The sequence below is a fragment of the Ketobacter alkanivorans genome (assembly GCF_002863865.1).
Classification (GTDB): domain Bacteria; phylum Pseudomonadota; class Gammaproteobacteria; order Pseudomonadales; family Ketobacteraceae; genus Ketobacter; species Ketobacter alkanivorans.
The window spans coordinates 130871-154717 of sequence record NZ_CP022684.1 but is presented as its reverse complement, the minus strand read 5'-3'; the positions used below and the strand labels follow the sequence as shown (position 1 = coordinate 154717).

Sequence of the window (23847 nt, the reverse complement as noted above, 5' to 3'; positions counted from 1 at the left end):
TAGCGAAAACAGTGGTTCAGTTGACCCCCCGCTCCTTCTGCCGCCAGTGAGGAGCTCGAAGTTCGTTTTTGAGAATCTTACCGGCACCACTTATGGGCAATGGTTCGCTTCGAAACTCGACGCTTCGAGGGAGCTTGTAGCCCGCAATGCGCTCCCGGCAATGGACCAACAGCTCATCTTCCTTAAGAGTATGACCTTCGCAAAGCACCACGATGGCATGCACTGTTTCGCCCCATTCGTCGTGGGGAATCCCTACTACCGCACATTCCTGCACCGCAGGATGGCTGTAGATGGCGCCTTCCACTTCGACAGAGAAGATATTCTCTCCACCACTGATGATCATGTCCTTGCTACGATCGACGATAAAGACAAACCCATCTTCATCCATATAGCCGAGATCACCGGTATGCAACCAGCCGTTGCGCAGAGTTTCGGCCGATGCCTGCTCCATTCCCCAGTAACCGAGCATAACGTTCCCACCTCTGGCACAGATCTCCCCGACTTCACCACGCGGTAGCTCAACATCATTTTTGTCAAGAATGGCAACCTCGACACCCAGCGCAGCCCTGCCCGCACTTCGTAGCTTGTCGCCTCCCGGCACATGGAACTCCGGGGCCAACGCGGTAATGATGGGTGAAGCCTCTGTCTGCCCATAACCCTGGGCAAACAAGGCGTGCGGCATCTGCTCCATGGCACTGATCAATACTGCCTCTGGCATCGGCGACGCGCCATACAGCATGCGCTTCACGCTGTTGACATCGAAATCCTTTATTTTTCCGGACGACGCGAGAAGGTTGATCATTGTAGGTACGAGTAGCGTGTGTGTGACTTTCTCGCGCTCAATGAAGCCCAGCACATCGCCGACTTCGAAACGTGGCACAATCCCGTGGGTTCCACCGGCCAGGGTTACTGCAAGGGTGCTTGCCATATCAGCCAGATGAAACATCGGACCCGCATGCATATAAATAGTGTCAGGCCCGTAACTCATTTCCGGCACCACATTAAGCGCGTTGAAAACGAGGTTGTCATGACTCAGCATCACGCCTTTGGACCGGCCGGTGGTACCCCCGGTATAGAAAAGTCCGGCGAGCTCCTTTCCGCCTTTGCTGAGATCCTGTATAGGTTTTGACGCGTCAATCAACGCCTCGTAGCTAACACAACCTTCCGGTAACTCGCCGTCGCCCATAAACACCACATGTTCGACACTATCAAGCAGCGGACGCAACTTCGGTAGCATCGCACTGAAGGTGTCATCCACAAACAAGATTGACGAGCCGGAATCATTAAGAGTAAAGGCGATTTCCGGGGGAGCAAGCCGAATATTGACGGGATTAAGGGCCGCGCCAGCCCAGGGCACCGCATAGAAATATTCGAGATAGCGGTCGCTATTAAGAGACAAGATCGCAATGCGGGTTCCCCTTTCTATCCCCAATGACAGCAGGCCTGCAGCAAGTCTAGCCACGCGGCCTTCAAACTCCCGCCATGACTGCTTTCTATTTTTATAGATCGTCGCAGTACCATTGGGATGTTGCTGCGCGGCACGGCGCAAAGTCTGTGATATGATCACAACAAGCTCCTTATATTAACGGGTGTAGATAAAACGTCCGATTGAGACCAGTTTCTTGTCCAGATAGATATCGACAGAAACAACGATAAAACGTCTGCCAGCACGGATAAGGCGAGGCTCGGCACGAATGCTCCCAGCAAACGCGGGACGTAGATAGTCAAAGGTCATACTGTTACACGAAGGCTCTTTATCCAGATCAAGCGATTGCACCAGATAGAGGGCCGCTGTGATTTCGCCAAAACTAGCGAGAATGCCTCCGTGAAAAGTGCGTAGCAGTGTATTGCCGATATGCTCCTCGCGGAAAGACAATTGATAAGCTATACCTTTATCCGAATCCACCGTTTCAAGCCCCAGAAACTCCACAAAAGGGGTATTCTCAAGCATCTCTTTCTGCACTTTATTCATTCGTGGAGCTTCAAACACAGTTGGTTCACCCATTTCCTAGCTCCTTTCTTTCATCGCTGAATCAAACGCTGGACCAAGAGTACCAACAGCAAAGGAGCCTGACACCGAAGCCAACAAAGAGTGATCAGAGCACGCGCAAGCGCGCCCGCGGACGTAAGCTATATCACCCTGCACCGCATAACACTCCACCTCACTGAAAATACCCTCTCCACTAGGCACTTCCTTGATAAAGTCGACGCGAAGATCGATAGTAGCAATCGGACGCATATCACCGAGTCGCGAAAATATCGCCAGCCCACAATTGGTGTCTAGCAACGTGACTACCACTCCGCGATGAACGCCCTCAACTCGGTTGCAAAGGGCAGGACGGCAGGCGAGACTCATCACTGCTCGCCCCTTGCCGATTTCTTCCACTTGTACACCAAACGCATTGAACAAGGGATGAGATGTTCCAAAAAATGTTTCGGCGATGGTCATATTACGATCCGCCGCCAAGGTATCTTCCTCAATCATTGGTAACTTCTTATATAATTAATTGCATCCAAGAACCTATGGATTTGCTGTGACTTAGGCCAGGACATCCAGCGCATACTTCACGTAATGTGACTCGCGCATCTTTACATGATTAATGGCGCTCTTTATTTCAACGAAGGGGAACACCATTGACTCGGAGCCCTGTTTCAAAGTCTCAGCCAAACCAGACCAGCTCGCTGCCGCGCTGCGCATTAATTCTACTAAATTCGCATGAATTACAGCGGGGAGCATTTCTCCCACTTCTTCCAAAAAATCGGCATACATGGCACGGAATCCAGCGCCACCTGTACCGCGCTTTTCGATCACCTGATAGGCAAAGCGCAACGACCAGCGCCAGTTTTCCTCCGCTGACCAGCGTGGTAGCGCATCAACCCAGGTATCCAAAGCCGCAAGCCCGCTAAAACGGTTTCCATTAGCCAACGCGTAGGCATTGTCGAAGATTGCTTGCCGCACACGTTCTGGAGTTACACTGGAATCAATGGCGTGAGGCGCGAACATGTTACCGTGATGAATGAAGGGTGGCGCGGTCGAGAAACGTGCATCAGCCAAGTTCTTCGCCGCAACAGCAATTAAGTCCGGGCGCTCCGTATCGCTAACCAGCACTTCGTTACGCTCCTCGTCGAGGTGCCATGCCACGATGGCATGTCCAGGAAAATGCGTGCTACTGCCAAAATAAGGCAGATGATATATATCCGTTAAAAGCAATGCAGGCCGATTTTCATGCAATGCCTGATATAAATCAGCGCTGGCGGACGGCTTGTCGCTGTAACTGGTCCAACAAAAAGGAACCTCTAAGGTATTAAACACCTTCTCCTCGAACCCCATTGAGCGCACATGAACAATGAAAGGAGTGCTGGTACCTGGTATCTCCACGTAAGTAATACCGAGTCCAGCCCCGAGACCGAAACAACATGCTTCGCTCATCAATAAGCCATGGTACTCAAGTAAGTCACGTATTGCTGAACTGCCACAGTGCCTGCCTGGCCTATGGCAGTGAGTCATAACCGCCTTTTCGCCATCCACTCAGGCTGCCTCGCTCATCGGCGAGCTTCCGTAAACGGCAGCGGATGCACGCATTGGGTCGCCATGATCCCCATACTCTTCCAGCCATGCCGCCACTTTCTCTGGCATGCCCGTATCCCAAGGATGAAAGCCGGGGCGAAACCAGGCCATGAATTCAGGCAACATTCGAGTTAGAATACCACGTCGGCCATAGAGACGATTCAGCCCACGCATCAACACCCCAGGCTGGCGCATGGCGCCATCTAGACGCAACATGTTCACGAACACTGGCCCGACCACCAGATGAATCATTAGCATGGTCACTACCAACGCCGAGACCCGTGACAGATAACCGCCGCCCGCCGCCGTTTGGTAGACGTCGTAGGCTACTGCCTTATGCTCAACCTCTTCCACACCATGCCAGAGAAACATCGCCCTCATCACAGGGTCTGCTTCGGTAAACATGTCAGCTTCATCCTTAAGCATTGCCTCGCCCAGAGTGGCCGTAAAATGTTCGAATGCCGCAGTCATCGCCAGCTGATACTTCTCTGGCAAGTACTTTTGTGACGAGCGAATGAAACGCCGCAGATTGCTGGTAATCTTGTCAACATCAACACCCTGCCCAACCATCACCTCATTGAAGCGATCGTGGACAATACCATGCTGCCCCTCTTGACGAATAAAGTGGCGAATATCCTCACGCAAACCTGGCTCCTTTACCCGATCCTGGAAATTCCGTACCGACTGGATAAAAAACCGTTCACCCTCGGGGAAATGCACTGACAGGGCATCAAAGAAACGAGTTAGCACAGGGTCTCCACCATTCCAATGTCGTGGAACAGTAGATACATCAAAGGTTACTTTTCGTGGTTTTATTGGTATCGCGTTCATAAAGAGCCTCCGTACAAGCCTTCACAGGGTGTTAACCTTTGAGGGTATATTATTGGCTAGCCAACCAAACTTCAATACTATACCAGGACATTTTAGTAAGAAACAAAATTCCTCTGTCAGACTCTGCGACGGCATAACGGACCAGCGGGGGTGGACATCTGAACGAAAACATACGGCTTTGAGCCAGGTGGCCTTGTAGCGTAGGTGTCTGCTTATTTGCCCCTTCTTCTCCTCATCCTCAACACTATAGACTTGTTTTGCACGGACATTGGGTGGTTGACCAACCTATGGATGTGCGCTACTTTACGTTTATCTTTAAAGGGGGATCATTGTGCTTGAGTTCATTGCTATTCTGGGCTGCTTAACAGCGATAAACGTATTTCTTGTTAGTGTTGTGAGTGAATCAAATGATTCGAAGCCAAATAATGTATATTTAACCAACCGGCAATTAGTGGAGGACCCCCTCTTAGAGCTAGAGCTTAAGGACGCTAACTGTTCCTCGATGTCTGATATTTCACCACATTGCCAATAGCGGCAAACATGAAAGTTAATGCATATTATTTAGATCGACCTCCCAGGATGATTCGCAATCATTAACGCATTTATGGCAGCACGGCTATCTGTGTGTGTTTTCTCTGCTTACCATGGCCCGATATGCTATGTGTGCGCTCACGCTCATTAATTGCCGGGGTTTTATTCTTCATGCGTCTAGCTCTCTTTCTTACGCTGTTAACACTGTATGGCTGTCAGGAGTCCTCTCACTTAGATACTGTACTGAACAGACCCCATCCAGTATACACTGCAGTAGTGTCAGAGCATTCTACGACCGTGCCTCAAGGGATTACAGGCACAGTAGAGGCGCGTACAGAGGTTGCTATAGCCTTTCAAGTAGGTGGCCGAATTCTGAAGCGGTATGTGGACTCCGGTCAAATTGTTGCAACCGGCGAGCCATTATTCTTGTTGGACGCAAGGGAATTTGAACAAAGCCTGGAGGCTGCAAAGGCCCAATTGACAGCTGCTGAAGCTGAATTGATACACGCGGAATCCAACCTCGCTCGGGACAGCCGCTTGATCGAACAGAACAGTATTAGCCAAAGTATATTTGAAGCGTCTTTGTTGTCCAAACATGCAGCGCAAGCGCGAAAAGAGGCTGCCCAGGCTAGACTTCGACAAGCAGAAATTGCGCTTCAGCATACGTCCCTAACCGCTACAAGGCCAGGTATCTTGGTGAATGTCACAGGGATGCCGGGGCAAGTGGTAAAGACTGGACAACCCCTAGGAATATTGGCTGATACTCGCGAGTTAGAGATCGAAGTTTTCCTACCCAGGAGTGTTTTTCCACCGACAGAAGCGCTAGCCCATATCGATGATGCCCGCATACCACTAAAGCTTCGTGAAACCGCTGGCGCGGCTAACGAATACAGCAGAACCTGGCGTTCTCGTTATCAGATTGAGTCCTCTGGTAACGAATTACAGTTGGGTATGTTGGTCAGGGTCAGCATGATGGTCCCTGACTCTCCCACACAGGTCTATTCAGTTCCACTGGCGGCACTGGATGAGCGAGGAAGTAATACCCAAATCTGGCAAATTGTCGATCAACAGGCCCAACCCCAGACCGTTGCGGTGGTTGGGGTGACGCCTATCTCAGCTCAAATTCAAGGGCAAGACCTTAAGACTGGTGATCGTGTTATCGCCTTAGGTACTCATCTGCTAGTACCAGGGATTCCTGTTAAAGAATACGCGCAATGAGCTTTCCTAATCTATCGGCACTTGCAGTACGAGAGCGATCAGTTACTCTTTATTTCCTGATTTTATCCGTGTTCGCAGGGGCTTATGCTTTTGCTTCATTGGGACGTGCGGAAGACCCTTCTATTACAATACAAATGTTAGTGGTTTCAGCAGTCTGGCCAGGTGCCACTCCTGCAGAGATCGAACAGCAAGTGGCTCACCCAATCGAGAAGAGCATCCAGAAAATTGAATATCTTGACGAAATCAAAACGACAGTCAAGGCAGGCCGGGTTGATATCCAGGTTCGATTTCATGATTACACGCCACAAAATAAAACGCCGGAACTACAGTTTCAGGTTAGAAAGCGCATGCAGGATCTGTCCTCACATTTGCCTGAAGGGGTTATAGGGCCAATCGTCAATGATGACTTTTCCGATGTGTATTTCAGCATATTTAGCCTTTCTGCGCCCGGCCTTCCGGTGCGAAATTTATCACGTTACGCTGAGCGGCTCCGAGATGAATTACAACTCATTCCCGGCGCCCGGAAAGCCGATTTGATCGCCGATCGCGAAGAGAGAGTCTATATCGATTTAGACAATGTCGTAATGACTAACAGCGGCATTTCATCCCAAGCCGTATTCGACGCCATAAGAGCATACAATACGCTTATCCCGGCCGGTCAGATTGACACCACCGGGCCGCTCCTGAGGCTTCGCCTCGATTCAGATCTGTCCGATCCTCAGCGATTGGCACAGGTTCCTATCCGCGTCGGTAACCATCTAATCCGGCTGGGAGATATTGCCGTCATTAAGCAAGGTTACGAGGAACCACCGTCGTATTTTGCTCGAGTAAATGGAGAAGATGCGATCCTGGTCGGCGTAGTCATGAACAAGGGTGAAAACGGACTAGAATTTGGTGAACGCCTTGACGCGCTTCTAAGCAAAACAAGAGCTGAGCTTCCCTTAGGTATGGAACTGGATCAAATCACCAATCAGACGGATGCCATTAAAGCGGCAGTTAATTTGTTCCAGGTGAAATTTCTGGTGGCCGTAATCGTGGTGATGAGCATTGGATTTTTATCATTAGGGCTGCGCGCCGGTTTGATCGTGGGTATCGCTGTTCCGATCACCCTGGGGCTGACGTTTGTGATGATGAAAGCCGCCAATATCAATCTGGATCGTATTACCTTAGGGGCACTAATCATCGCGCTGGGTTTATTGGTTGATGATGCCATCATTGCGATTGAAATGATGTTGGTAAAACTGGAAGAAGGCTGGAGTAAAGTAAGTGCCGCCACTCATGCCTGGAATGCGACAGCTTCGCCTATGCTTTTCGGCACTCTGGTTACCATGTTCGGCTTTGTTCCGATTGGGTTTGCCCAATCTGGGGTAGGCGAATACGCTGGCAATATATTTTGGGTTTTGGCTTTTTCGCTCATTATCAGTTGGTTGGTGGCCGTTACTTTTACCCCTTATTTGGGCGTAAAGATTTTGCGTGCACCCAAGCAGAAACCCGGCAATATGGGCGATCACTACAAGTCATCCAGGGGCTACGAGTATCTACGGGCCTTGATTACATGGTGTGTTAGCCATAGGCGGACCGTGGTCTTTATTACCTTTGCGATGTTGGCGCTAAGCATAGCAGGCATGGCGGGGTTAGTGGAAAAACAGTTCTTCCCAGGCTCGGATCGGCCCGAAATTTTGATTGATGTCAATCTGGCACCAGGTACATCGGTCACGACAACGGATACGACCGTCAAACGTCTTGAAGCACTATTAGATTCAATGGGAGGTGTTGAAAACTACGCCAGTTATGTCGGTGGCGGGTCGCCACGTTTTTTCATCTCGGTCAACCCCGAGCATCCGGACTCTTCGTTTGCTAAAATAATCGTAACTGCGACGGGACCGATTGAGCGTGACCGAATTATTGTTGCATTGGACCAACATGTTGCCGATGGTGCTTTTGGCGAGGCACGTATTCGTATCAGACGCCTGTTGTTCGGGCCGCCAGTTGACTGGCCTGTCAGCTTTCGTGTCGTCGGAGAAGACCCTGCGACCTTAAGGAAACTGGCCCACCAAGTCAGGGAGGTCATGTCCCACAACCCTCACGTAGTCGATCCGCATTTGGAGTGGGATCAACGTGTACCGACATTGAAGCTGGAAATGGATGAACAGCGCCTTCGACTACTGGGATTGACACCGCTCTTAGTTGCTCAACAGATGCAATATCGAACAGATGGAGTTCCAGTAGCCGAGGTCAGACAAGACATCAGAACTGTTGATGTCTACGTTCGCGGCCAGGGTGCCAAGCGAGCCAAAAATGAGCCACCCATTTATGAGCTCCGCAATGAACAGGGTCAAAAGATACCACTTTCGCATCTGGGCGAGATGAAACTGGCTTACGAAGATGCCATGATTCGACGCCACAATCGAGAGCTCTTTCTGGCTGTTCACGGGGAGGTAAAGAATGCGCAGCCACAAGATGTCACCAAAGCATTATGGGCGGACCTGGAACCAATTCATGCAGCGCTCCCTGATGGTTACAGGATTGATATTGCGGGTAGCCTGGAACGTTCACAAAAAGCAGAGGACTCTATAAATCAGGTTTTCCCTCTGATGATTGCCCTGATGGTAACTTGCGTGATGCTGCAAATGCGAAGTTTTCCTGGTGTTGTGATAGTGCTTTTAACAGCACCCTTGGGCGTCATTGGCTCTGTCATAGCACTGCTGGTTTTCAAGCAGCCTTTCGGATTTGTCGCCTTACTTGGGCTGATCGGATTGGCGGGCATATTAATGCGCAATACTTTAATTCTAACTCAGCAGGTCAGCGATAACCTTGAGGATGGCATGCTGCCGTCAGATGCGGTCGTCGAGGCGGCTGTCAGGCGCGCAAGACCGGTGGTGCTAACCGCTTTGGCAGCTGCGCTTGCGTTCATCCCTTTGACGACCGATATTTTCTGGGGGCCGATGGCGTATGTTCTGATTGGTGGTGTCATTGTAGGCACCGCCATTACGCTTTTGTTCGTGCCAGCGCTTTACGCATTGGCGTTTCGTTTGGAAAGTAGATGAGGAACTATGCACCTAATCCTTAAGCACCGCGTCGCGAATCACTCGCCAGACGAAATCACCTATCTCCTCAAGCGAATAGCGACCATCTTCACGAAACCAAGTTGCTACCCAGTTGAGTGCTCCAAGACCAATAAGGCGCAGCAAATCCTGATCAACGTCCTCACGTAGCCCCCCTATATCCGCAAGAGACCTAAGCATAGCGCCCCATAATGCCTCGTAGCGGTCACGCAGTTCGATCATTTCCGCTCGTGCTTCACCGCGCAAGGAGCGCCATTCGAACAGCAGCACGTAGACCAAATCCGAGCCACTGACTACTAATTCCAGGTGCGAATTTATGCCTAGCCGTAATTGCTCTACAGGATCTGTTACGCTTGTCACCGCTCTGTAGACAGCGCTCGAAGCATGCTCCAAGCCCAGTCGCATCAAATCAACAAGAATGTCTTCCTTGGCTTTATAGCGATAATGAAGGCTTCCGGGCAGTAAATTGCATGCTTCGGCAATTTCTTTCACCGTCGTCCGATCATAGCCCTGCTCTCGAAACAGCCGAGCGGCTGAATTTAACACAAAGTCGCGGTCAGACACTTTTACTTGCTGGGGTTCATTTTTCTTTTTCACTTAATCCTCCTGCGTATGCAAGTCGATGATATTAGTCGATATGTTTCCGTGGCGCACCTTTTTCAATTCTACAACCCAGCTCCGACTTGATCAGCAACTCTCAAAGCGATCCTTCTTTTGTGCCAAATACATACATCTTCCACCCTTTTGTTTAACACCTGCTTGACCATTAGGTCACCAAGACACATAATATGGTTGGTTGTCCAAACAAATAACATGAAGAAATCTACTAGGAGAACAGACAAATGGCGCTGGCAAGTCGAAAGATCGGTTATGACGAAGTTGTAACGCGCGACATCCATTTCCCAATGAACCGTGAGACGGTCGCGCGCCACTGGTTTAACAAAGACCCCTGGTGTACGCATTGGATGAATGCCATTCTGGCCGCAGTGCCGGATGGTGAGCGCTGGGTAATGAATTCAGCACGGCGTCAGCTCGATAAATTGCGCGACCCGGAAGTGCGCAAGGCCGCGCTGGAGTTCATCCGCCAGGAGCGCATCCATGCCCGTGAGCATGACGAGATGAACGCCATATGCGTGCAACAGGGCGTCCCTATCGACAAGGTCGAGGGGATCTTCAAGCACATTCGCAAGGAGCTCCAGCATCGCCTGAGCGATGACATGCAAAGCTCTATTGCGGCGGCGTTCGAGCATTTCACTGCTATCATTTCCGCGGTGATGCTGGAGCACCCGGAGCTATTCGATGAAACACACCCTGAATTACGTGCCATGCTGTACTGGCACTTCGTTGAGGAAACTGAACACAAGAGTGTAAGCTTTGATGTGTTCGTCGACGCAAGCGGTGGCGGCCTGCGTAGTTATCGACTGCGCACCAGCGGCATGCTTCTGGCTATCGCTCTTGGTTTTCCCCTCATGCTCGGTAATCAGGCATTCTTGCTCTATAAGGACAAGCAGATCCTCAACCTGCGTTCAGCGGCCTCTATGACCAGGATTCTGTTCCTTAAACCAGGCATTCTGTCCAAAGTGCTGGCAGGCATCTTTCCCTACTTCTCCCCCACCTTCCACCCTTGGGATGATGACAATCGTGAGATCATCAAGGTCTGGAAGCGTGTTTACGAAAAAACCGGCGACACCCACAAGGCGTTCGAGGCGGTACGGAAGCACCAGTCCGGCCCTCGGATAGGCGACGGTCTACATCCAGTGGCGCAACCCGCCTGAGGAGTTCTTATGACGAAGCAACCTTTACCACCTTCCCGCAACGCAGCCGCTGTTGTCACTGGAGCTGGCAGCGGTATTGGCCGTAGCTTTGCGTATGAATTGGCGCGCCGTGGAGGTGTGGTGATCTGCTCAGACATCAATGAGGCACGAGCCGAACAGGTCGCCGCCAGCATACAGGCGCTAGGAAGTAAGGCCATTCCCCATCGCTGTGACGTCGGCGATGCAAAAGAGATGGCCGCCCTCAGCGATGAAGCCGAGAAACTACTCGGCCGTCCGGTGACGCTGGTAATCAACAATGCCGGCGTGGGCCTGGGGGGTCCCATCGGTGAGGTGCTCTTGGACGACTGGCGCTGGTGCATGAACGTCAACCTTTGGGGTGTCATTCACGGCTGCCATTTCTTTGCGCCGAAACTGCGGGATCTCGGCTATGGCGGCATCATTAATGTCGCTTCCGCCGCCGCATTTGGCGCTGCGCCGGAGATGAGCACCTACAACGTCACCAAGGCAGGTGTACTGGCGCTGTCGGAAACACTGGCCGCCGAGCTGGCTGGCACTGGCGTAAACGTCACAGCACTGTGTCCTACAGTGGTACCCACCAACATCGTCAATGATGGCAAACTGCCGGAAAAGCGCCGAGAGTTTGCCCGTGCCGCCATGACCCGCTTCGCCCTGACCACAGCCGACAAGGTCGCCCGACAAACACTCGATGCGCTGGATCGAGGGGAACTTTATATGCTGCCGCAAATTGATGGCCTCATGGCTTGGCGTTTCAAACGCCTCATGCCTCGCTTGTACACCCGTATCGTGGGTGAGACCTATCGCCTGCTGGCCGACTGAATTAGGAGACACTAATGGCATCCCTTCCTGCAAAAATTATTAAGCCCCTTTTCCGCGTTATGATGAAACGCGATATTCTGGATCCCGAACATCTGGTTCGTCATTTGCGTAAGGTTATGAATGCGCCTTTGTTACCCTCACTGCTGCCAAGCGGTGTTAGCCTTAGGTATGCGCGTGTCGCCGATATCCCAGGACAGTGGCTGACCACCGCCACTCCGACCGTAACGCTGCTTTTCCTGCACGGTGGTGCTTTTGTCGGTGGCCGCCTCGACACCTACCACAATTTTTGTGGCAGGCTGGCCCAGGCGCTGAACGCGCGTATTTTTCTTGCCGATTACCGGCTAGCCCCGGAGCATCCCTATCCGGCCGCACCGGACGATGCCTTGAGCGTGTACCGTGAATTGATTGATGACTCTCGGCCATTGGTCGTGGCCGGTGACTCTGCCGGTGGTAATCTGACGCTGGTGACACTTCTGCGCGCCCGCGACGAGGGACTTCCGATGCCGGTATGTGCCATCGCCATCTCTCCAGGTGCCGATGCCACCGGCGAGTTGATGTCCCGGCAAGCCAACAACGACTCCGATCCGATGCTTTCCCAAGCAATGATCGATGGTGCCACAAAGCTCTATCTGCAGGGCGCCGATCCGCTGCACCCCTACGCTTCCCCGTGCCGTGGCGATTACCGACAGCTACCACCATTGATGCTGACGGTGAGCGAGGAGGAATGCTTGCGCGATGATGCCTATGCCGTGGCCGAACGCGCACGCCAGGCAGGCGTGCCAGTGAAACTGCTATCGCGACCAGACATGCCGCATGTCTGGCCGATCTTGCGGCTACTGCTGCCGGAAGCACGAAAAGACACCGAACGGTTGATCAACTTCGTACAAACGCAGTTACGCAGTGCCCCGGTTAAAGCTCAAAATCGCCACGATTTTGGTAACGACGTTCCGGCTTGCTCCAACGTACAGGAGACCGTCGCATGAACATGACTGCCTTTGCACCTGAGGAATCGATGCATTCGGCGCGCCCTGACCACGAAGTCATCATCGTAGGCGCAGGGATCTCTGGCATTGGCACCGCTGTACAACTCAAAGCGGACGGTATTGACGACATCCTTATCCTTGAGCGCAGCATTGATGTTGGTGGCACCTGGCGCGACAATCGCTATCCTGGAATTGCCGTGGATATCACCTCGTTCACTTACTCATTCTCATTCGAACAGAACCCCAACTGGTCACGGATATTCGCGCCGGGCAGCGAACTTTATCAATACACTCGCCGGGTAGCGAGCAAATATGGGATCTACCCGCACATCCGCTTTGGCGTCGAAGTGCAACAGGCCAGATTCGATAAGCACAATGACCTATGGGTGCTGACATTAAAGCAGGGCAAAACCCTGCGGGCACGACATCTGGTTTCCGCAGGGGGGGGGCTGATCTCGCCCAAACTACCCGACATCGAGGGTCTCGACAACTTCGAAGGCGATATCATCCATACCGCCCGCTGGCCAAAGGGCATCGACCTGAAGGGCAAGCGTGTCGCGGTCATCGGCACCGGAGCTACCGCGGTGCAACTGGTGCCAGAAATTGCTCGACAGGTCCGCCAACTTGATGTTTACCAACGAACACCTATCTGGGTGCTAAAAAAGCCGGATCGAACCTTGCCGGGCTGGCTAAAAACCCTATTTCGCGCCTCACCTGCTTTACAGCAAGGTATTCGCAGTGTAACGGACGCTTCCAGCGAAACCCTGATGGTATTGTCCGCAATCTACTACCGCCAAGCTCCCTGGATCGTGCGTGCCTGCGAGAAGGCTGCCCTCCAAAACATGTACGAACAACTTCCTGATCGGCAGGATCTCTGGGAGAAGCTCAGCCCTGCCTATGGCTTTGGCTGCAAGCGCCCCACCTTCTCCAACGAGTATTTCAAAACCTTCGCGCAGGACAACGTCGAGCTGGTGACAACACCGATTCGACACATCACCCGCAGGGGAATCACCACTAACGACGGCAAGTCACGCCCCATTGACGTACTTGTGCTCGCCACCGGCTACAAGACATTCGAGAAAGGCAATATCCCCTCCTTCGAACTGATCGGGAGCAACGGCACCGACCTTGGACAGTTCTGGCATGACAATCGCTACCAAGCCTACGAGGGATTGACCATACCGGGCTATCCGAACTTCTACATCATGCTCGGCCCTTACGCCCTGATCGGTACGTCTTATTTCAAAATGGTGGAGGGTAACGCGATTCACCTGTCGAGGTGTATTCGTGAGTCCCACAGGCGCGCAGCAACGCGAGTCGAGGTTCGGCAAGAGGCGCATGATAGTTACTTCCAGGACATACAGAAGCGCCAGCAGGGGACTGTGTTCCTGAACCACAACTGTGCTACCTCGAACAGCTATTACTTTGATCGTCATGGTGACGCACCCATGCTGCGACCCTCAACTTCGCTGGAGATGCTTTGGCGCGCGAAGCACTTGCCGATGACACACTACCAATTCAGCGGAGGTGGTGACAGGCAAGGCATGATCCAGCCTGCGACTGACTCAGCGAAGAGCGTCTGGAACTAACCGCATTTTGAGCTACTGGGCTCGAAAATATCTAGCTAAATGGGGTTCTGGAGCCATCCCCTCATTAGCACTAAACTGGGACAATTTTCTTAATTTGCCGCGATCATAGATAGGCACAAAACCTTCGATGTGCTTTCGAATCGCTTGTAACGCGTCATCGATTTTTTCACTATGCTCAATCTTCTGAGTATAACCATGATCTTGCGTAAGGCCTGCGATACCTAGAGCCAGCGTCCTACTTGAATTTATTGTGACTTTATTGAAGTCATGAACTGCGTAGCCTTTTCCAAGAGGTACGGAAGAAAAGGACATCGGCGAAATTGACCACTCTGCTCTCGCCATTATTTCTGCGGCTAAAACAGACATATCTTTGTGAAGAACGTTTAGTATTAAAGTCACATAAACCTCAATGCTTTTGTTATTTATAATACTATTGATGGCCCAACTTCCATTTCACTCCTTAGTAGCCTAAGCATTACACTGTATATATTACCAGTCACCAAAACAGTAAAGTATATTCAGTATGCCAATGCTCCTACGTAAGTTGAATTACCGGAATATCCTGCTGGATCGGGAGCGGTCTGGGGAAGTGGTGGGTATTCTGCGGCACGATGGTGAGGTTGGGTATTTTTCCTGGTTGGGTTTTATTGAACGTGACGAAGCCTTTGGTTTAGGTGGGACGGTTCCCGTTAAGCTGGAGGTGGTTGCTTATAGTTTGCGCTCATCCCACGAGCTTGACAGTACTTAGAAATGGAAATATAGTTCTTATATAAACCTAAAACGATCTCAATCGGCAATATATTTCCTTTTATGTCGATATCACATCTGAGCAACCAAAAAGTCCTGGAATGGCTTGGAGAACGCTTCCGGGCGACCCGGCTCAGCCAGAATATCACCATGGTGGATCTGGCGGAGAAAGCCGGTATTACTGAGCGCACCCTCTATAACCTGGAAAATGGTACAAAAAGTGTGGGGTTATTGAACGTGGTCGCCGTTCTCCGGGCGTTGGGCAAGCTAGAGGAACTGGATCAGTTTCTGCCGGCTCCTCCACCCCGGGCCGAGGCCCTGGTACAGATTGAAAAGTTACAGGCAAAAACCCGACAACGAGCTTCCCGTTCCGGTCAGAGTACACATGAAGGAAGCAATAAAAAGCCCTGGACCTGGGGGGATGATTAAATGGCAGACACTACTCAAGCGGTCGCCCGAGTGCTGTTATGGGGGCGACAAATCGGTACCTTGATTTGGACCAATGATCGAGGCTATTTTGAATATGACCCGGCATTTCAAACATCGGGTATCGAGCCTTCCCCGATCATGATGCCATTGAGCAACCGATCCTTTTCCTTTCCCACACTAAACCGGGAAACCTTCAAAGGGCTGCCGGGATTGCTGGCCGACTCGTTACCGGACAAATTTGGTAATCGACTGATCAATCAATGGTTGGAACGCCAGGGTCGTTCCCCGGACAGTTTCAGTCCTTTGGAGCGCCTCAGTTATATCGGTTCACGGGGCATGGGTGCTCTGGAGTTCCAACCTGCTATAGCCACCTGGGATGAAACGGCCCAACCCATCGAGATCGCGGAACTGGTCAGACTGGCTAATGAAGCGTTGAGTGCCAAGCAAGCCATGGCTGTGGATTTGGCCGGGGCGGATGCCAACAAGAAGCAAGCGCTGGAAAAGATTATTTCGGTCGGGACTTCGGCCGGCGGCGCCCGCGCTAAAGCGGTGATTGAATGGAACCCGGATACGCAGGAAGTGCGTTCCGGACAGGTGAAAACCGATGCCGGCTTTGGTTACTGGTTATTGAAGTTCGACGGGGTGGAAGAAAACCGGGATCACGAAGTATTAGCAGATCCCAAAGGCTATAGTCTAGTGGAATACGCCTATTATCTAATGGCCATCGCCTGTGGCATCAACATGACAGAATGCCGTATTTTTAAGGAAAACGGCCGTTCTCATTTTATGACCCGACGGTTTGACCGTAAAGACGGTGGCGAAAAGATCCATATGCAGTCCCTCTGTGGGTTGGCGCATTATGACTTTAACCAGGCTGGCGCCTATTCCTACGAACAAGCCATCGGTGTGATGCGGGATCTGGATCTGCCCAAGCCGGAATTTGAACAATTCTTTCGAAGGGTTGTGTTTAACGTCGTGGCCCGCAATCAGGACGATCACACCAAGAACATTGCGTTTTTAATGGACAAAGCCGGAATCTGGTCACTCTCCCCCGCCTATGACATTACCTATTGCAATGGCAGTGGTTGGACCAGCCAGCACCAGATGACCGTCAACGGTAAGCGTAATCACTTTGTGACGGACGATCTATTGGCAGTGGCGCGGCATGCGGACATTCGACCAACTAAAGCAAAGACCATTATCCGAGAAATCCTTGAAGAGGTGAGTCAGTGGCCTGAGTTTGCTGAGCAGGCGGGAGTGCCCCCACACTTTCCCGGCCACACCAAGGGTCCCTCCTGGATGGAGCTGATTCAGCAGGATCATCGGTTAGAGTGGGAAGGCCTGTAGTTGTTCTCGCACTTCTCATACCATGAATGAAGGTGCTAAGATTCCACCATGCCGCCCAATGCAGGCAACTTGTATTCGGCATCATTATTCACGTATGCGGACATTAACAAAGGCTTGAATTTAATCTTTAAGCCAAGGGCTTCAGAAACCGCATACACTAGCGGTCTCATCTGAGTATGTGTCACCAGGTTGTGAAGTTTGTCATAGGCCTCTTTGTAGATTTCGTGAGCCTTGGGTAACGTGTTTCTCACTGGGTTTTGTTCGCAGACCGAGGGACTGTCATCGACAACATAGGTACGACAAGCCACTGGTCGAACAGAATAAATGCTACAGCTTCGGTTGATTAGGAAGGGACATACTACTTTCATCTGACTGAGCTCTTTCTCTGCAGAAAAAAACTCTTCACTGGTGAGTGGGTTGTCCATAGAAGCTTCGCGAGTCACTCGATCAAACATAAGGAACCAGCGCTTAGCCTGTTGCTTAACTTTCTTCTTCACTTTCGAATCCATCTCAACTCGGATATAGGGGTTCTAGGGATTTTCCGTCCAAAAACGACAAAGTGCTCTGGAGGCCTTGCCATTCGTGGCCTCCAGAAGGGTATTACTTTTTTCGAGATCCCCATTTGTGCGCTAAACGATAAGGAACGGGCAGTCGCCCAAGGCCTCCGACACCGGGGCCAGCGCTATATGCTGGTTGTGCTGCTGGGCTATTTTAAGGCCAAGCCGGTGGCGCTGAGTCCCGGTTTCCATCAGATCAAGCAGGACCTCAAATACGTTCATCAAACCGTTTTACCGGGACCGGGCTGTAGGCCTTTCAATCTCACGCCCAAAGAGAACGAACGGATTTACCAACGTATCTTCCAGCTTTGCAACTACCAGCGCTGGAATGCCAAAGAACACGGACTTGCGTTAAGTGCCTACCTATCCCAGCAAGCCAGAGCCTGGACAGCGCCAAGGCACCTCTTCGATGCGGCCATTGAATATTTAGCGGGACAGAAGATCGCGATCCCTGCTTACAGCACGCTGCAGAAGATAATCAGTCAGGTAGCGGGAGATGAGCAGGAACACATGGCAGCCCAGCTTGAGTGTGCAATGTCACACGAGCTTAAGCAGGTGCTGACAGAGTTAGTTAACGGCGAAGGTCCACTGCCGTTTCGGCAGTTGCGACAATCAGCTCGCAACTTCACCGGAACCGAGCTGGAAAAGGAACTGGTTGTCTATCGCCATATCCAACATTGGATACCGGAAGTGGATCAGCTTTTGGGTATGCTATCGCTGTCGCAGAAAAATCAACAACACCTGGCGGAGAAAGTCGACTACTACGGTGCCAAACTGAAACGGCAAACCGTAGGCAACCAACGGTTATATTTATTGTGCTATCTGCAAACGCGATGGCAACAGGCTCTGGAACGTATTGCTGATGGCTTTGTGCATCATGTCAGACAGACCAAACATAAAGCAAAGGAGTATGCGCAGGATGCGGTTTATCAGGATTGGCAACGAGCAGCCAAAAATGTCAGCAAAGCGGCGGCTGTACTGCATTTGTTTATTGATGACAGCATTGATCTGCAGCAACCGTTTGCAACCGTAAGACAAAAAGCACTGGGCCTGCTGGCAAAAAAGGATCTGGAATCCGTCTGCCTATTTTTGAATGAGCAGCGGCGCTCGGTCGATGAATCCATGTGGCAGTACTACGACGAGAAAGACAGTCTACGTAAAGGTTTGCTACGAGATTTGTTCCTATGTCTGCGCTTCGAAGGAAACGATGGCACCCAGCACCTAGCGGCGGCCTTGGCGAATGCACAAGGCGAACTCAACGCCCAGGCCCAATTGCAAACGCCGACACCCGGTTTCTATCAAAAAAAATACGCGAATTCTTGCTGGATCGTGCAGGCAATATCCTGTTAGATCGTTATGAGTGGTTCCTCTATCAACAGATTCCCGATCGCCTGAATGGCCAACTGACACTGCCTGAAATCATTAAATACCGGGCACTCGATGCCGACCTGATCGACGGGGAACACTGGCGAAAACACAAATATACGCTGCTGAAGCAAGGCCAGCTGACCCCTTTGGGGTCCTGGGGATTTTCCGTCTTAAAAAGACATAATCCTCTACAGCCCCCGTGGCTCCTGGCCTCCAGCGGGGTATTAACTTCCTCCTAGCCCTTAACTTGTCCCTTTCGGTTATTATGCTGAGCTTTTTAGGCATCAGATATGGCATATACCGAAAGGCTCCAGATCCTCATTGACTCAGAAATCAATGATTTGTACAGCCCTCCCAGTTTCACCCTCGAAGAACGTCGATTTTACTTTACTCTGAATGAGATGGAAGCCCGTGTCGCCAACGCTATCCGTAGCCGGGCTCACCGCTGTTTCTTTGTCGCTCTGTTGGGTTACTTCAAGTCCAGGCCTGTGGTTCTGAGTCCGAGTTTTGGCGATGTCGAAGAGGATTTGCGGTTTATCGCCAAAGAACAGTTGCCTGGTCCCGGTATCAGGCGCTTCTCATTGGATCAAAAGCAAAAGGATCGCCTATACCAGAAAATATTTGATCTCCTCAATTATCAAAAATGGCGGGATAGACAGGATCGAGGTTCCTTAATCACTCACTTACAGCAAACAGCTAAGTCGTGGGTTGAACCCCGGTATTTGTTCGATGCAACCACCGAGTATTTATCACTGCGTCGTATTGCAATTCCCAAATACACGGTGATGCAGACCGTGGTAAGCCAGGCGATGAAACAGGAACGAGAGCGTATTACTGCTTCGCTGCAAAACCAGTTATCAGGGAGGTTGTCGACTGAGCTCGCAAACTTGGTGGACGGAAAAGGGGCATTACCTCTGTCTAAATTGAGGTTGTCTGCCAAGAGCTTTACTCCCCCGGAATTGGAAAAGGAGCTCAAGGTGAACCGATTAATCGAGCCTTGGATGAGTGAAGTTAACACCGTGGTTAAAGCCTTATCGCTCTCAATAAAAAACCAACAGCACTTTGCTTCGATGGTTGATTATTATGGGAGCAAACTCAAGCGCTTTGACCGATCTACGCAGCAGCTCTATTTACTGTGCTATCTACAGGAGCGTGCCGAGCAAAATAGTGAGCGTCTGGCCGACGGTTTTGTCTACCACATTCGGAAAGTCCATGAGCAGGCCAAAGTGTACGCGAAAGAGGCAGCCTACCGGGACTGGGAAGGCGCTGCTGCCAATATCAGCAAGGCTGCGGAATTGCTCCATCTTTTTATTGATAACTCCATCGATGAAAAACAGCCTTTTGGTGCTGTAAAACGGGAGGCTCAAAAGCTGCTTAAATGTCGGGATATCGAGTCATTGTGCCTGTATCTTAACAAGCAAAAACGCGCACTTGATGATTATTACTGGGAATACTATGACCAACAAAAGCCGCTGTTAGAGAAGGTGCTACGGCCAATCTTCCAGTGTCTAGCCTTCCAGGCTACTGAGAACACACAGGCCCTGGCTACACAGCTAGCCGTCACTAAGGGCGAGTTAGCCACTGGTGCTATTCTCCAAACCATGAACCGACGGCTAATTCAGCCCAAACAGAAGGCATACCTTATTGATCAGGAGAACAACGTCCTACCGGATCGTTTTGAGTGGCTCCTATATCTGCAGATTCCCAGCAAGCTGAATGGACAGCTCTATCTCCCGACCGTCATTAAGTTCCGTTCTCTCCAGGATGATTTGGTCAGCAATGAGCGCTGGAAAGGCAAAAAGACGCTGATCCAACAATCCATGTTGCCTCGCCTGACGGCGAAACCCAGCAAACTAATCGAGACTTTATCCTGTGATCTCAACGATAAACTACAACAGGTCAGTCGGCGCATCGAAAACGGTGACAACCAAAACGTTATCCTGCGCAATCGCACCGGTAAAACAAAGTGGCGGCTGCCCTCAACCGGTGTTAAAAGTATGCTGAACAACCCGTTCTTTGACCAGATAAAACCGATTAATATTACCGATGTACTGCGCTACGTGGATCAGGAGACTGGCTTTCTGGACAACTTTGAACATGTACTACCTGTCCAGTCGAAAGGCCGTGCGAATGTTAATGATCTGTTGGCCGTTATTATTGGTAACGGCACTAATTACGGGCTGTACGGCATGGCCAATATCTCCGACCGGGCGTATGACCAACTAAAAGGTATCCAAGCCAATTACCTGCGGCCGGAGACGCTAAATAATGCCAATGATGTAATCAACAACTCGGTCGCCAGGCTGGCCATCTTTAAACACTACAATATCCAGGAAGACCTCATCCATGCCAGTGCCGATGGGCAAAAGTTCGAGAGCCGGTTGGAGACTTTTAAAACCCGGTACTCCTCAAAATACTTTGGTACTAACAAAGGCGTCTCGGCCATCACTTTGATAGCCAATCACGCAGCGCTAAACGCCAAGGTGATTGGCTCCAACGAACATGAATCCCACTACATCTTTGATTTGTTGCAAAGCAATACATCAGAGATACAACCCGATGTATTATCGACCGATACCCATGGGGTTAATCATGGACCAGCGGGCGCATTTAAACGAAAACCTACGGTTTTGATTTCCATGGCCACCTCGTAACCGTAGGCTTCTGTCAGTTTGCCGCTAAAGCGGCCTCTTGCGTACTGTTTAGGGCAAATGTTTACCTACAATGAACTTTGCAGTTGTTTAAATTGTCCTTGAATTACCGCTTTTTCTTGAAGAATAACCTTGTTCTCCTCTGCTAAAAAAGCAACCTTGTCTTTTGTTGACCCCAGTTCCGCTTCTGCTTTTTCCAGTGCCTGGGCTAATAGATAGTTTTCTTTGTCGGCCGCTGAAAGCCGGCTCGTTAACGCCGCTATTTTTTCGCGAAGCTCGTCATTTTGGCGGCTCGACGTTTGGTGTTCTGCCAAAGTAGCTTCAAGGTTGTGGTTCAAACTCTTCATCGTCTCGTTTTTTTGGTTTAATTCTAGCTGAAGTGCGTGATTGCTTTCGTTCAACCCATCGATCATGGTTTGCAGTTGTGTGTTTGCTTTTAGTAGCTCGGATAGGTGTGATTCGGACTGGGCTAGCTGGTTAGAGAGGCTGTGCACCTGGCTCTGTAGCTGCTGGTTAGCAGCTCGGAATTGCTCTCGCTCGTGCTGACGATCTTCGGCAGTTCGTTGCTGGTAATGCTCAAAATGGTTGCGTATATCCCGGTTTTCTTGTTTGAGGTCGCTCACTGCCGCCTTCAGTTCAGCGACGCGTGTTAAGGCTTCATCCCGTTGCGACTCCGCCTTTACCAGATTGATACGCGTATCCTCCAGGGCTTTGTAGAGTTCAGTTTTTTCGTCGATCAAGCCTTTATTCTGTTGCTCCAGATCCTGCTGGCGAGCCGTGAGCTGGGTAATGGTGTTGCGCGCCTCGGTCAGCTCCGCTTGGAGGTTCTCATTGGCCGCCTGGTACTCCTTCCTGGCCTGCTCGATTTTATGGTTAGCCACTTGCTGCACCCTTTCATGGAGCGACTTAACGACTTCAACCAGGTCATTGGGAAGTCCGCTGATATCGGTAGCCTCCGTATTGTGCGATCGCCAGCGTTTGAGCAAGGGGGCAATGGTGCTTTTGCTGCCGGTTCCCAAGCGCTCACGGATGCGGTCGACAGTCGGTTCCTGGCCGTGGCTTTTAATCGCTTCGGCGGCTTTGGCGATATCGATATAGGTGACTCCAGCGCGGGCCATGGTCGATTCCTCTCGGATTATTTAGTAACGTATTACATAACATGCAATATAACATTATATATGCGATTTTCAATCGGCATTGAATTCTATTCTTTAACCTTTGATAATTAATGTTATCGTTGGTTATAATGTTTTGTCTAAAATATTCTGTTCGTAACGCCGGTACATAGCCGCCTTTTGAGCGACTGCGATAGGAATTCGATTCATGCACAGCAAACCGCCCAAATTGACCACTGACTTATCATTACGTAATGAGGAATCAGGCCAGATTGCCCATCAGGAATCCGAAGCACTGCGTTACTATCTACAGGCGGCCACCTCCGACAACACACGTAAGGCTTATCGATCTGCCATTCGCCAATTTGAAAAATGGGGCGGCCGACTGCCTACGGATCGAGATACGATCGTTCGCTACCTACTGGCCAGAGCCGAACTACTTAATCCCAGAACCCTGGATCTGCACCTGACGGCGATCAGTCAGTGGCATCATTATCAGGGGCTGCATGATCCCGTTCGCGATCCTCTGGTGCGTAAGACCATGGATGGCATCCGCCGCACCCATGGTCAACCCAAGCGCAAAGCCAAGGCCCTGCGGCTGGAGCACATCGCGCAGATGGTGAAGCATCTCCAGAAACTACCAGATAGCATGAAGAAGTATCGGGATATCGCGCTGGTGCTAACGGGATTTTTCGGGGCCTTTCGTCGCAGTGAACTGGTCGCAATACAAATCAACGACCTGGTGTGGGAGCCGGCGGGTTTGATCATTCGGTTGCCCCGTTCCAAGACCGATCAGCAAGCCACCGGTTTGGCGCGAGCCCTGCCTTTTGCAAAGAATCCGGTCTGTTGCCCAGGCAGCGCAATAAGGCAATGGATGGATATCGCTGATATAGTGACTGGTTCGCTGTTCCGGCCAGTCAATCGCTGGGATCAGATTCAAACCAAGCAGCTTAATCCTGGGGCCATCAATGATTTGCTCAAAACCTTGGGTGGTGCCTGCCAGTTTGACTTTGTCCCTGAGCTGAGTAGCCACAGTTTTCGGCGGGGCCTCTCCACGTCTGCAGGACGGGAGAAAGTCGACTTTGAGTTGATCAAGAAGCAAGGGGGCTGGAAGAGCGACGCCACGGTCTGGGAGTACATCGAGGAAGGCCAACAGCTATCCGACAATGCGACAGTCATATTGATGGAAAAAATGGCTTCCTTGCTCTCGATCGAGTCTGATTTGATGTAACTTTC

20 protein-coding genes and 1 pseudogene are annotated in these 23847 nt (G+C 51.1%); 12 read left to right on the top strand and 9 right to left on the bottom strand.

The annotated features are described in order from the left end of the window. Nucleotides 1-16: 16 nt before the first annotated feature. From Kalk_RS00685 to Kalk_RS00665, 5 genes are read right to left on the bottom strand one after another with little or no spacing between them, the layout of a single operon-like run. Nucleotides 17-1567: a long-chain-fatty-acid--CoA ligase gene (locus tag Kalk_RS00685; protein ID WP_101892384.1), complete on the bottom strand. Its 1551-nt coding sequence runs from the start codon at nucleotides 1565-1567 to the stop codon at nucleotides 17-19. Nucleotides 1568-1582: 15 nt separating this feature from the next. Continuing rightward, nucleotides 1583-2005, bottom strand: a complete 423-nt coding sequence (locus Kalk_RS00680) for a PaaI family thioesterase (protein WP_233716760.1) — start codon at nucleotides 2003-2005, stop codon at nucleotides 1583-1585. Between the two features lie 3 nt (nucleotides 2006-2008). After that, nucleotides 2009-2485 (bottom strand): PaaI family thioesterase, encoded by a 477-nt coding sequence (locus Kalk_RS00675; RefSeq protein ID WP_199767987.1) that lies wholly within the window; start codon nucleotides 2483-2485, stop codon nucleotides 2009-2011. 54 nt (nucleotides 2486-2539) lie between these two features. Further along, the gene (locus Kalk_RS00670; protein WP_101896149.1) at nucleotides 2540-3508 is read right to left on the bottom strand and encodes a BtrH N-terminal domain-containing protein; all 969 of its coding nucleotides are present in this window, start codon (nucleotides 3506-3508) and stop codon (nucleotides 2540-2542) included. Between the two features lie 21 nt (nucleotides 3509-3529). Beyond that, nucleotides 3530-4399 carry a metal-dependent hydrolase gene (locus Kalk_RS00665; RefSeq protein WP_101892383.1) on the bottom strand — a complete coding sequence of 290 codons (870 nt, stop codon included), beginning with the start codon at nucleotides 4397-4399 and terminating at the stop codon, nucleotides 3530-3532. A gap of 702 nt (nucleotides 4400-5101) precedes the next feature. Here Kalk_RS00665 and Kalk_RS00660 point away from each other — a divergent pair. Together Kalk_RS00660 and Kalk_RS00655 are read left to right on the top strand one after the other, a co-directional pair. Next, entirely contained in the window at nucleotides 5102-6148 is a 1047-nt protein-coding gene (locus Kalk_RS00660; protein WP_158643244.1) for an efflux RND transporter periplasmic adaptor subunit, read from the top strand. After that, nucleotides 6145-9195 carry an efflux RND transporter permease subunit gene (locus tag Kalk_RS00655; RefSeq protein ID WP_101892381.1) on the top strand — a complete coding sequence of 1017 codons (3051 nt, stop codon included), beginning with the start codon at nucleotides 6145-6147 and terminating at the stop codon, nucleotides 9193-9195. The genes Kalk_RS00660 and Kalk_RS00655 overlap by 4 nt, the downstream gene beginning before the upstream one ends. 12 nt (nucleotides 9196-9207) lie before the next feature. Here the strand turns inward: Kalk_RS00655 and Kalk_RS00650 are convergent, their stop codons facing one another. Then, nucleotides 9208-9810 carry a TetR/AcrR family transcriptional regulator gene (locus Kalk_RS00650; protein WP_101892380.1) on the bottom strand — a complete coding sequence of 201 codons (603 nt, stop codon included), beginning with the start codon at nucleotides 9808-9810 and terminating at the stop codon, nucleotides 9208-9210. A 245-nt stretch (nucleotides 9811-10055) separates the two neighbouring features. Here Kalk_RS00650 and Kalk_RS00645 point away from each other — a divergent pair, with 245 nt between their 5' ends. The 4 genes from Kalk_RS00645 to Kalk_RS00630 are packed head-to-tail and all read left to right on the top strand — an operon-like array spanning nucleotide 10056 to nucleotide 14397. Next, nucleotides 10056-10988 carry a metal-dependent hydrolase gene (locus Kalk_RS00645; protein ID WP_101892379.1) on the top strand — a complete coding sequence of 311 codons (933 nt, stop codon included), beginning with the start codon at nucleotides 10056-10058 and terminating at the stop codon, nucleotides 10986-10988. A 9-nt stretch (nucleotides 10989-10997) separates the two neighbouring features. Continuing rightward, entirely contained in the window at nucleotides 10998-11825 is an 828-nt protein-coding gene (locus Kalk_RS00640; RefSeq protein ID WP_101892378.1) for an SDR family NAD(P)-dependent oxidoreductase, read from the top strand. A gap of 14 nt (nucleotides 11826-11839) precedes the next feature. Beyond that, a complete protein-coding gene (locus tag Kalk_RS00635) occupies nucleotides 11840-12808 on the top strand; it encodes an alpha/beta hydrolase (protein WP_101892377.1) in 969 nt (322 codons plus the stop codon). Continuing rightward, nucleotides 12805-14397: a flavin-containing monooxygenase gene (locus tag Kalk_RS00630; protein WP_101892376.1), complete on the top strand. Its 1593-nt coding sequence runs from the start codon at nucleotides 12805-12807 to the stop codon at nucleotides 14395-14397. The genes Kalk_RS00635 and Kalk_RS00630 overlap by 4 nt, the downstream gene beginning before the upstream one ends. Before the next feature lie 12 nt (nucleotides 14398-14409). On the opposite strand, the gene Kalk_RS00625 is transcribed toward Kalk_RS00630, so the two are convergent. After that, nucleotides 14410-14796 carry a hypothetical protein gene (locus Kalk_RS00625; RefSeq protein ID WP_101892375.1) on the bottom strand — a complete coding sequence of 129 codons (387 nt, stop codon included), beginning with the start codon at nucleotides 14794-14796 and terminating at the stop codon, nucleotides 14410-14412. Between the two features lie 124 nt (nucleotides 14797-14920). Between Kalk_RS00625 and Kalk_RS00620 the strand changes: the two genes are divergently transcribed. From Kalk_RS00620 to Kalk_RS00610, 3 genes are all read left to right on the top strand, one after another. Beyond that, nucleotides 14921-15145 (top strand): hypothetical protein, encoded by a 225-nt coding sequence (locus Kalk_RS00620; RefSeq protein WP_101892374.1) that lies wholly within the window; start codon nucleotides 14921-14923, stop codon nucleotides 15143-15145. A 62-nt stretch (nucleotides 15146-15207) separates the two neighbouring features. Then, the gene (locus Kalk_RS00615; protein WP_101892373.1) at nucleotides 15208-15573 is read left to right on the top strand and encodes a helix-turn-helix domain-containing protein; all 366 of its coding nucleotides are present in this window, start codon (nucleotides 15208-15210) and stop codon (nucleotides 15571-15573) included. Beyond that, a complete protein-coding gene (locus Kalk_RS00610) occupies nucleotides 15574-16920 on the top strand; it encodes a type II toxin-antitoxin system HipA family toxin (RefSeq protein WP_101892372.1) in 1347 nt (448 codons plus the stop codon). It begins immediately after the preceding gene. Between the two features lie 35 nt (nucleotides 16921-16955). On the opposite strand, the gene Kalk_RS00605 is transcribed toward Kalk_RS00610, so the two are convergent. Beyond that, nucleotides 16956-17417, bottom strand: coding sequence for a YkgJ family cysteine cluster protein (locus Kalk_RS00605; RefSeq protein ID WP_158643243.1), 462 nt, complete (start codon nucleotides 17415-17417; stop codon nucleotides 16956-16958). 129 nt (nucleotides 17418-17546) lie between these two features. Between Kalk_RS00605 and Kalk_RS00600 the strand changes: the two are divergent. Both Kalk_RS00600 and Kalk_RS00595 read left to right on the top strand, forming a co-directional pair. Continuing rightward, nucleotides 17547-19024 (top strand): annotated as a pseudogene (locus Kalk_RS00600) (DUF4158 domain-containing protein); the annotation flags it as partial. Between the two features lie 111 nt (nucleotides 19025-19135). Further along, a complete protein-coding gene (locus Kalk_RS00595; RefSeq protein ID WP_199767986.1) occupies nucleotides 19136-21499 on the top strand; it encodes a Tn3 family transposase in 2364 nt (787 codons plus the stop codon). A 65-nt stretch (nucleotides 21500-21564) separates the two neighbouring features. Here Kalk_RS00595 and Kalk_RS00590 read toward each other — a convergent pair whose 3' ends face one another. After that, nucleotides 21565-22614 carry a DNA-binding protein gene (locus Kalk_RS00590; protein ID WP_101892370.1) on the bottom strand — a complete coding sequence of 350 codons (1050 nt, stop codon included), beginning with the start codon at nucleotides 22612-22614 and terminating at the stop codon, nucleotides 21565-21567. 205 nt (nucleotides 22615-22819) lie between these two features. Between Kalk_RS00590 and Kalk_RS00585 the strand changes: the two genes are divergently transcribed. After that, nucleotides 22820-23842: a tyrosine-type recombinase/integrase gene (locus Kalk_RS00585; RefSeq protein ID WP_087461791.1), complete on the top strand. Its 1023-nt coding sequence runs from the start codon at nucleotides 22820-22822 to the stop codon at nucleotides 23840-23842. The last annotated feature ends 5 nt before the right edge of the window (nucleotides 23843-23847 follow it).

What these genes read in the sequence shown, in the direction of transcription:
- Kalk_RS00595 (WP_199767986.1), top strand. Translation starts at nt 19,136, where the DNA reads ATGGCATATACCGAAAGGCTCCAGATCCTCATTGACTCAGAAATCAAT.
- Kalk_RS00660 (WP_158643244.1), top strand. Translation starts at nt 5,102, where the DNA reads ATGCGTCTAGCTCTCTTTCTTACGCTGTTAACACTGTATGGCTGTCAG.
- Kalk_RS00635 (WP_101892377.1), top strand. Translation starts at nt 11,840, where the DNA reads ATGGCATCCCTTCCTGCAAAAATTATTAAGCCCCTTTTCCGCGTTATG.
- Kalk_RS00655 (WP_101892381.1), top strand. Translation starts at nt 6,145, where the DNA reads ATGAGCTTTCCTAATCTATCGGCACTTGCAGTACGAGAGCGATCAGTT.
- Kalk_RS00670 (WP_101896149.1), bottom strand. Translation starts at nt 3,508, where the DNA reads ATGACTCACTGCCATAGGCCAGGCAGGCACTGTGGCAGTTCAGCAATA.
- Kalk_RS00645 (WP_101892379.1), top strand. Translation starts at nt 10,056, where the DNA reads ATGGCGCTGGCAAGTCGAAAGATCGGTTATGACGAAGTTGTAACGCGC.
- Kalk_RS00675 (WP_199767987.1), bottom strand. Translation starts at nt 2,485, where the DNA reads ATGATTGAGGAAGATACCTTGGCGGCGGATCGTAATATGACCATCGCC.
- Kalk_RS00610 (WP_101892372.1), top strand. Translation starts at nt 15,574, where the DNA reads ATGGCAGACACTACTCAAGCGGTCGCCCGAGTGCTGTTATGGGGGCGA.
- Kalk_RS00680 (WP_233716760.1), bottom strand. Translation starts at nt 2,005, where the DNA reads ATGGGTGAACCAACTGTGTTTGAAGCTCCACGAATGAATAAAGTGCAG.
- Kalk_RS00620 (WP_101892374.1), top strand. Translation starts at nt 14,921, where the DNA reads ATGCCAATGCTCCTACGTAAGTTGAATTACCGGAATATCCTGCTGGAT.
- Kalk_RS00615 (WP_101892373.1), top strand. Translation starts at nt 15,208, where the DNA reads ATGTCGATATCACATCTGAGCAACCAAAAAGTCCTGGAATGGCTTGGA.
- Kalk_RS00630 (WP_101892376.1), top strand. Translation starts at nt 12,805, where the DNA reads ATGAACATGACTGCCTTTGCACCTGAGGAATCGATGCATTCGGCGCGC.
- Kalk_RS00665 (WP_101892383.1), bottom strand. Translation starts at nt 4,399, where the DNA reads ATGAACGCGATACCAATAAAACCACGAAAAGTAACCTTTGATGTATCT.
- Kalk_RS00640 (WP_101892378.1), top strand. Translation starts at nt 10,998, where the DNA reads ATGACGAAGCAACCTTTACCACCTTCCCGCAACGCAGCCGCTGTTGTC.
- Kalk_RS00590 (WP_101892370.1), bottom strand. Translation starts at nt 22,614, where the DNA reads ATGGCCCGCGCTGGAGTCACCTATATCGATATCGCCAAAGCCGCCGAA.
- Kalk_RS00585 (WP_087461791.1), top strand. Translation starts at nt 22,820, where the DNA reads ATGCACAGCAAACCGCCCAAATTGACCACTGACTTATCATTACGTAAT.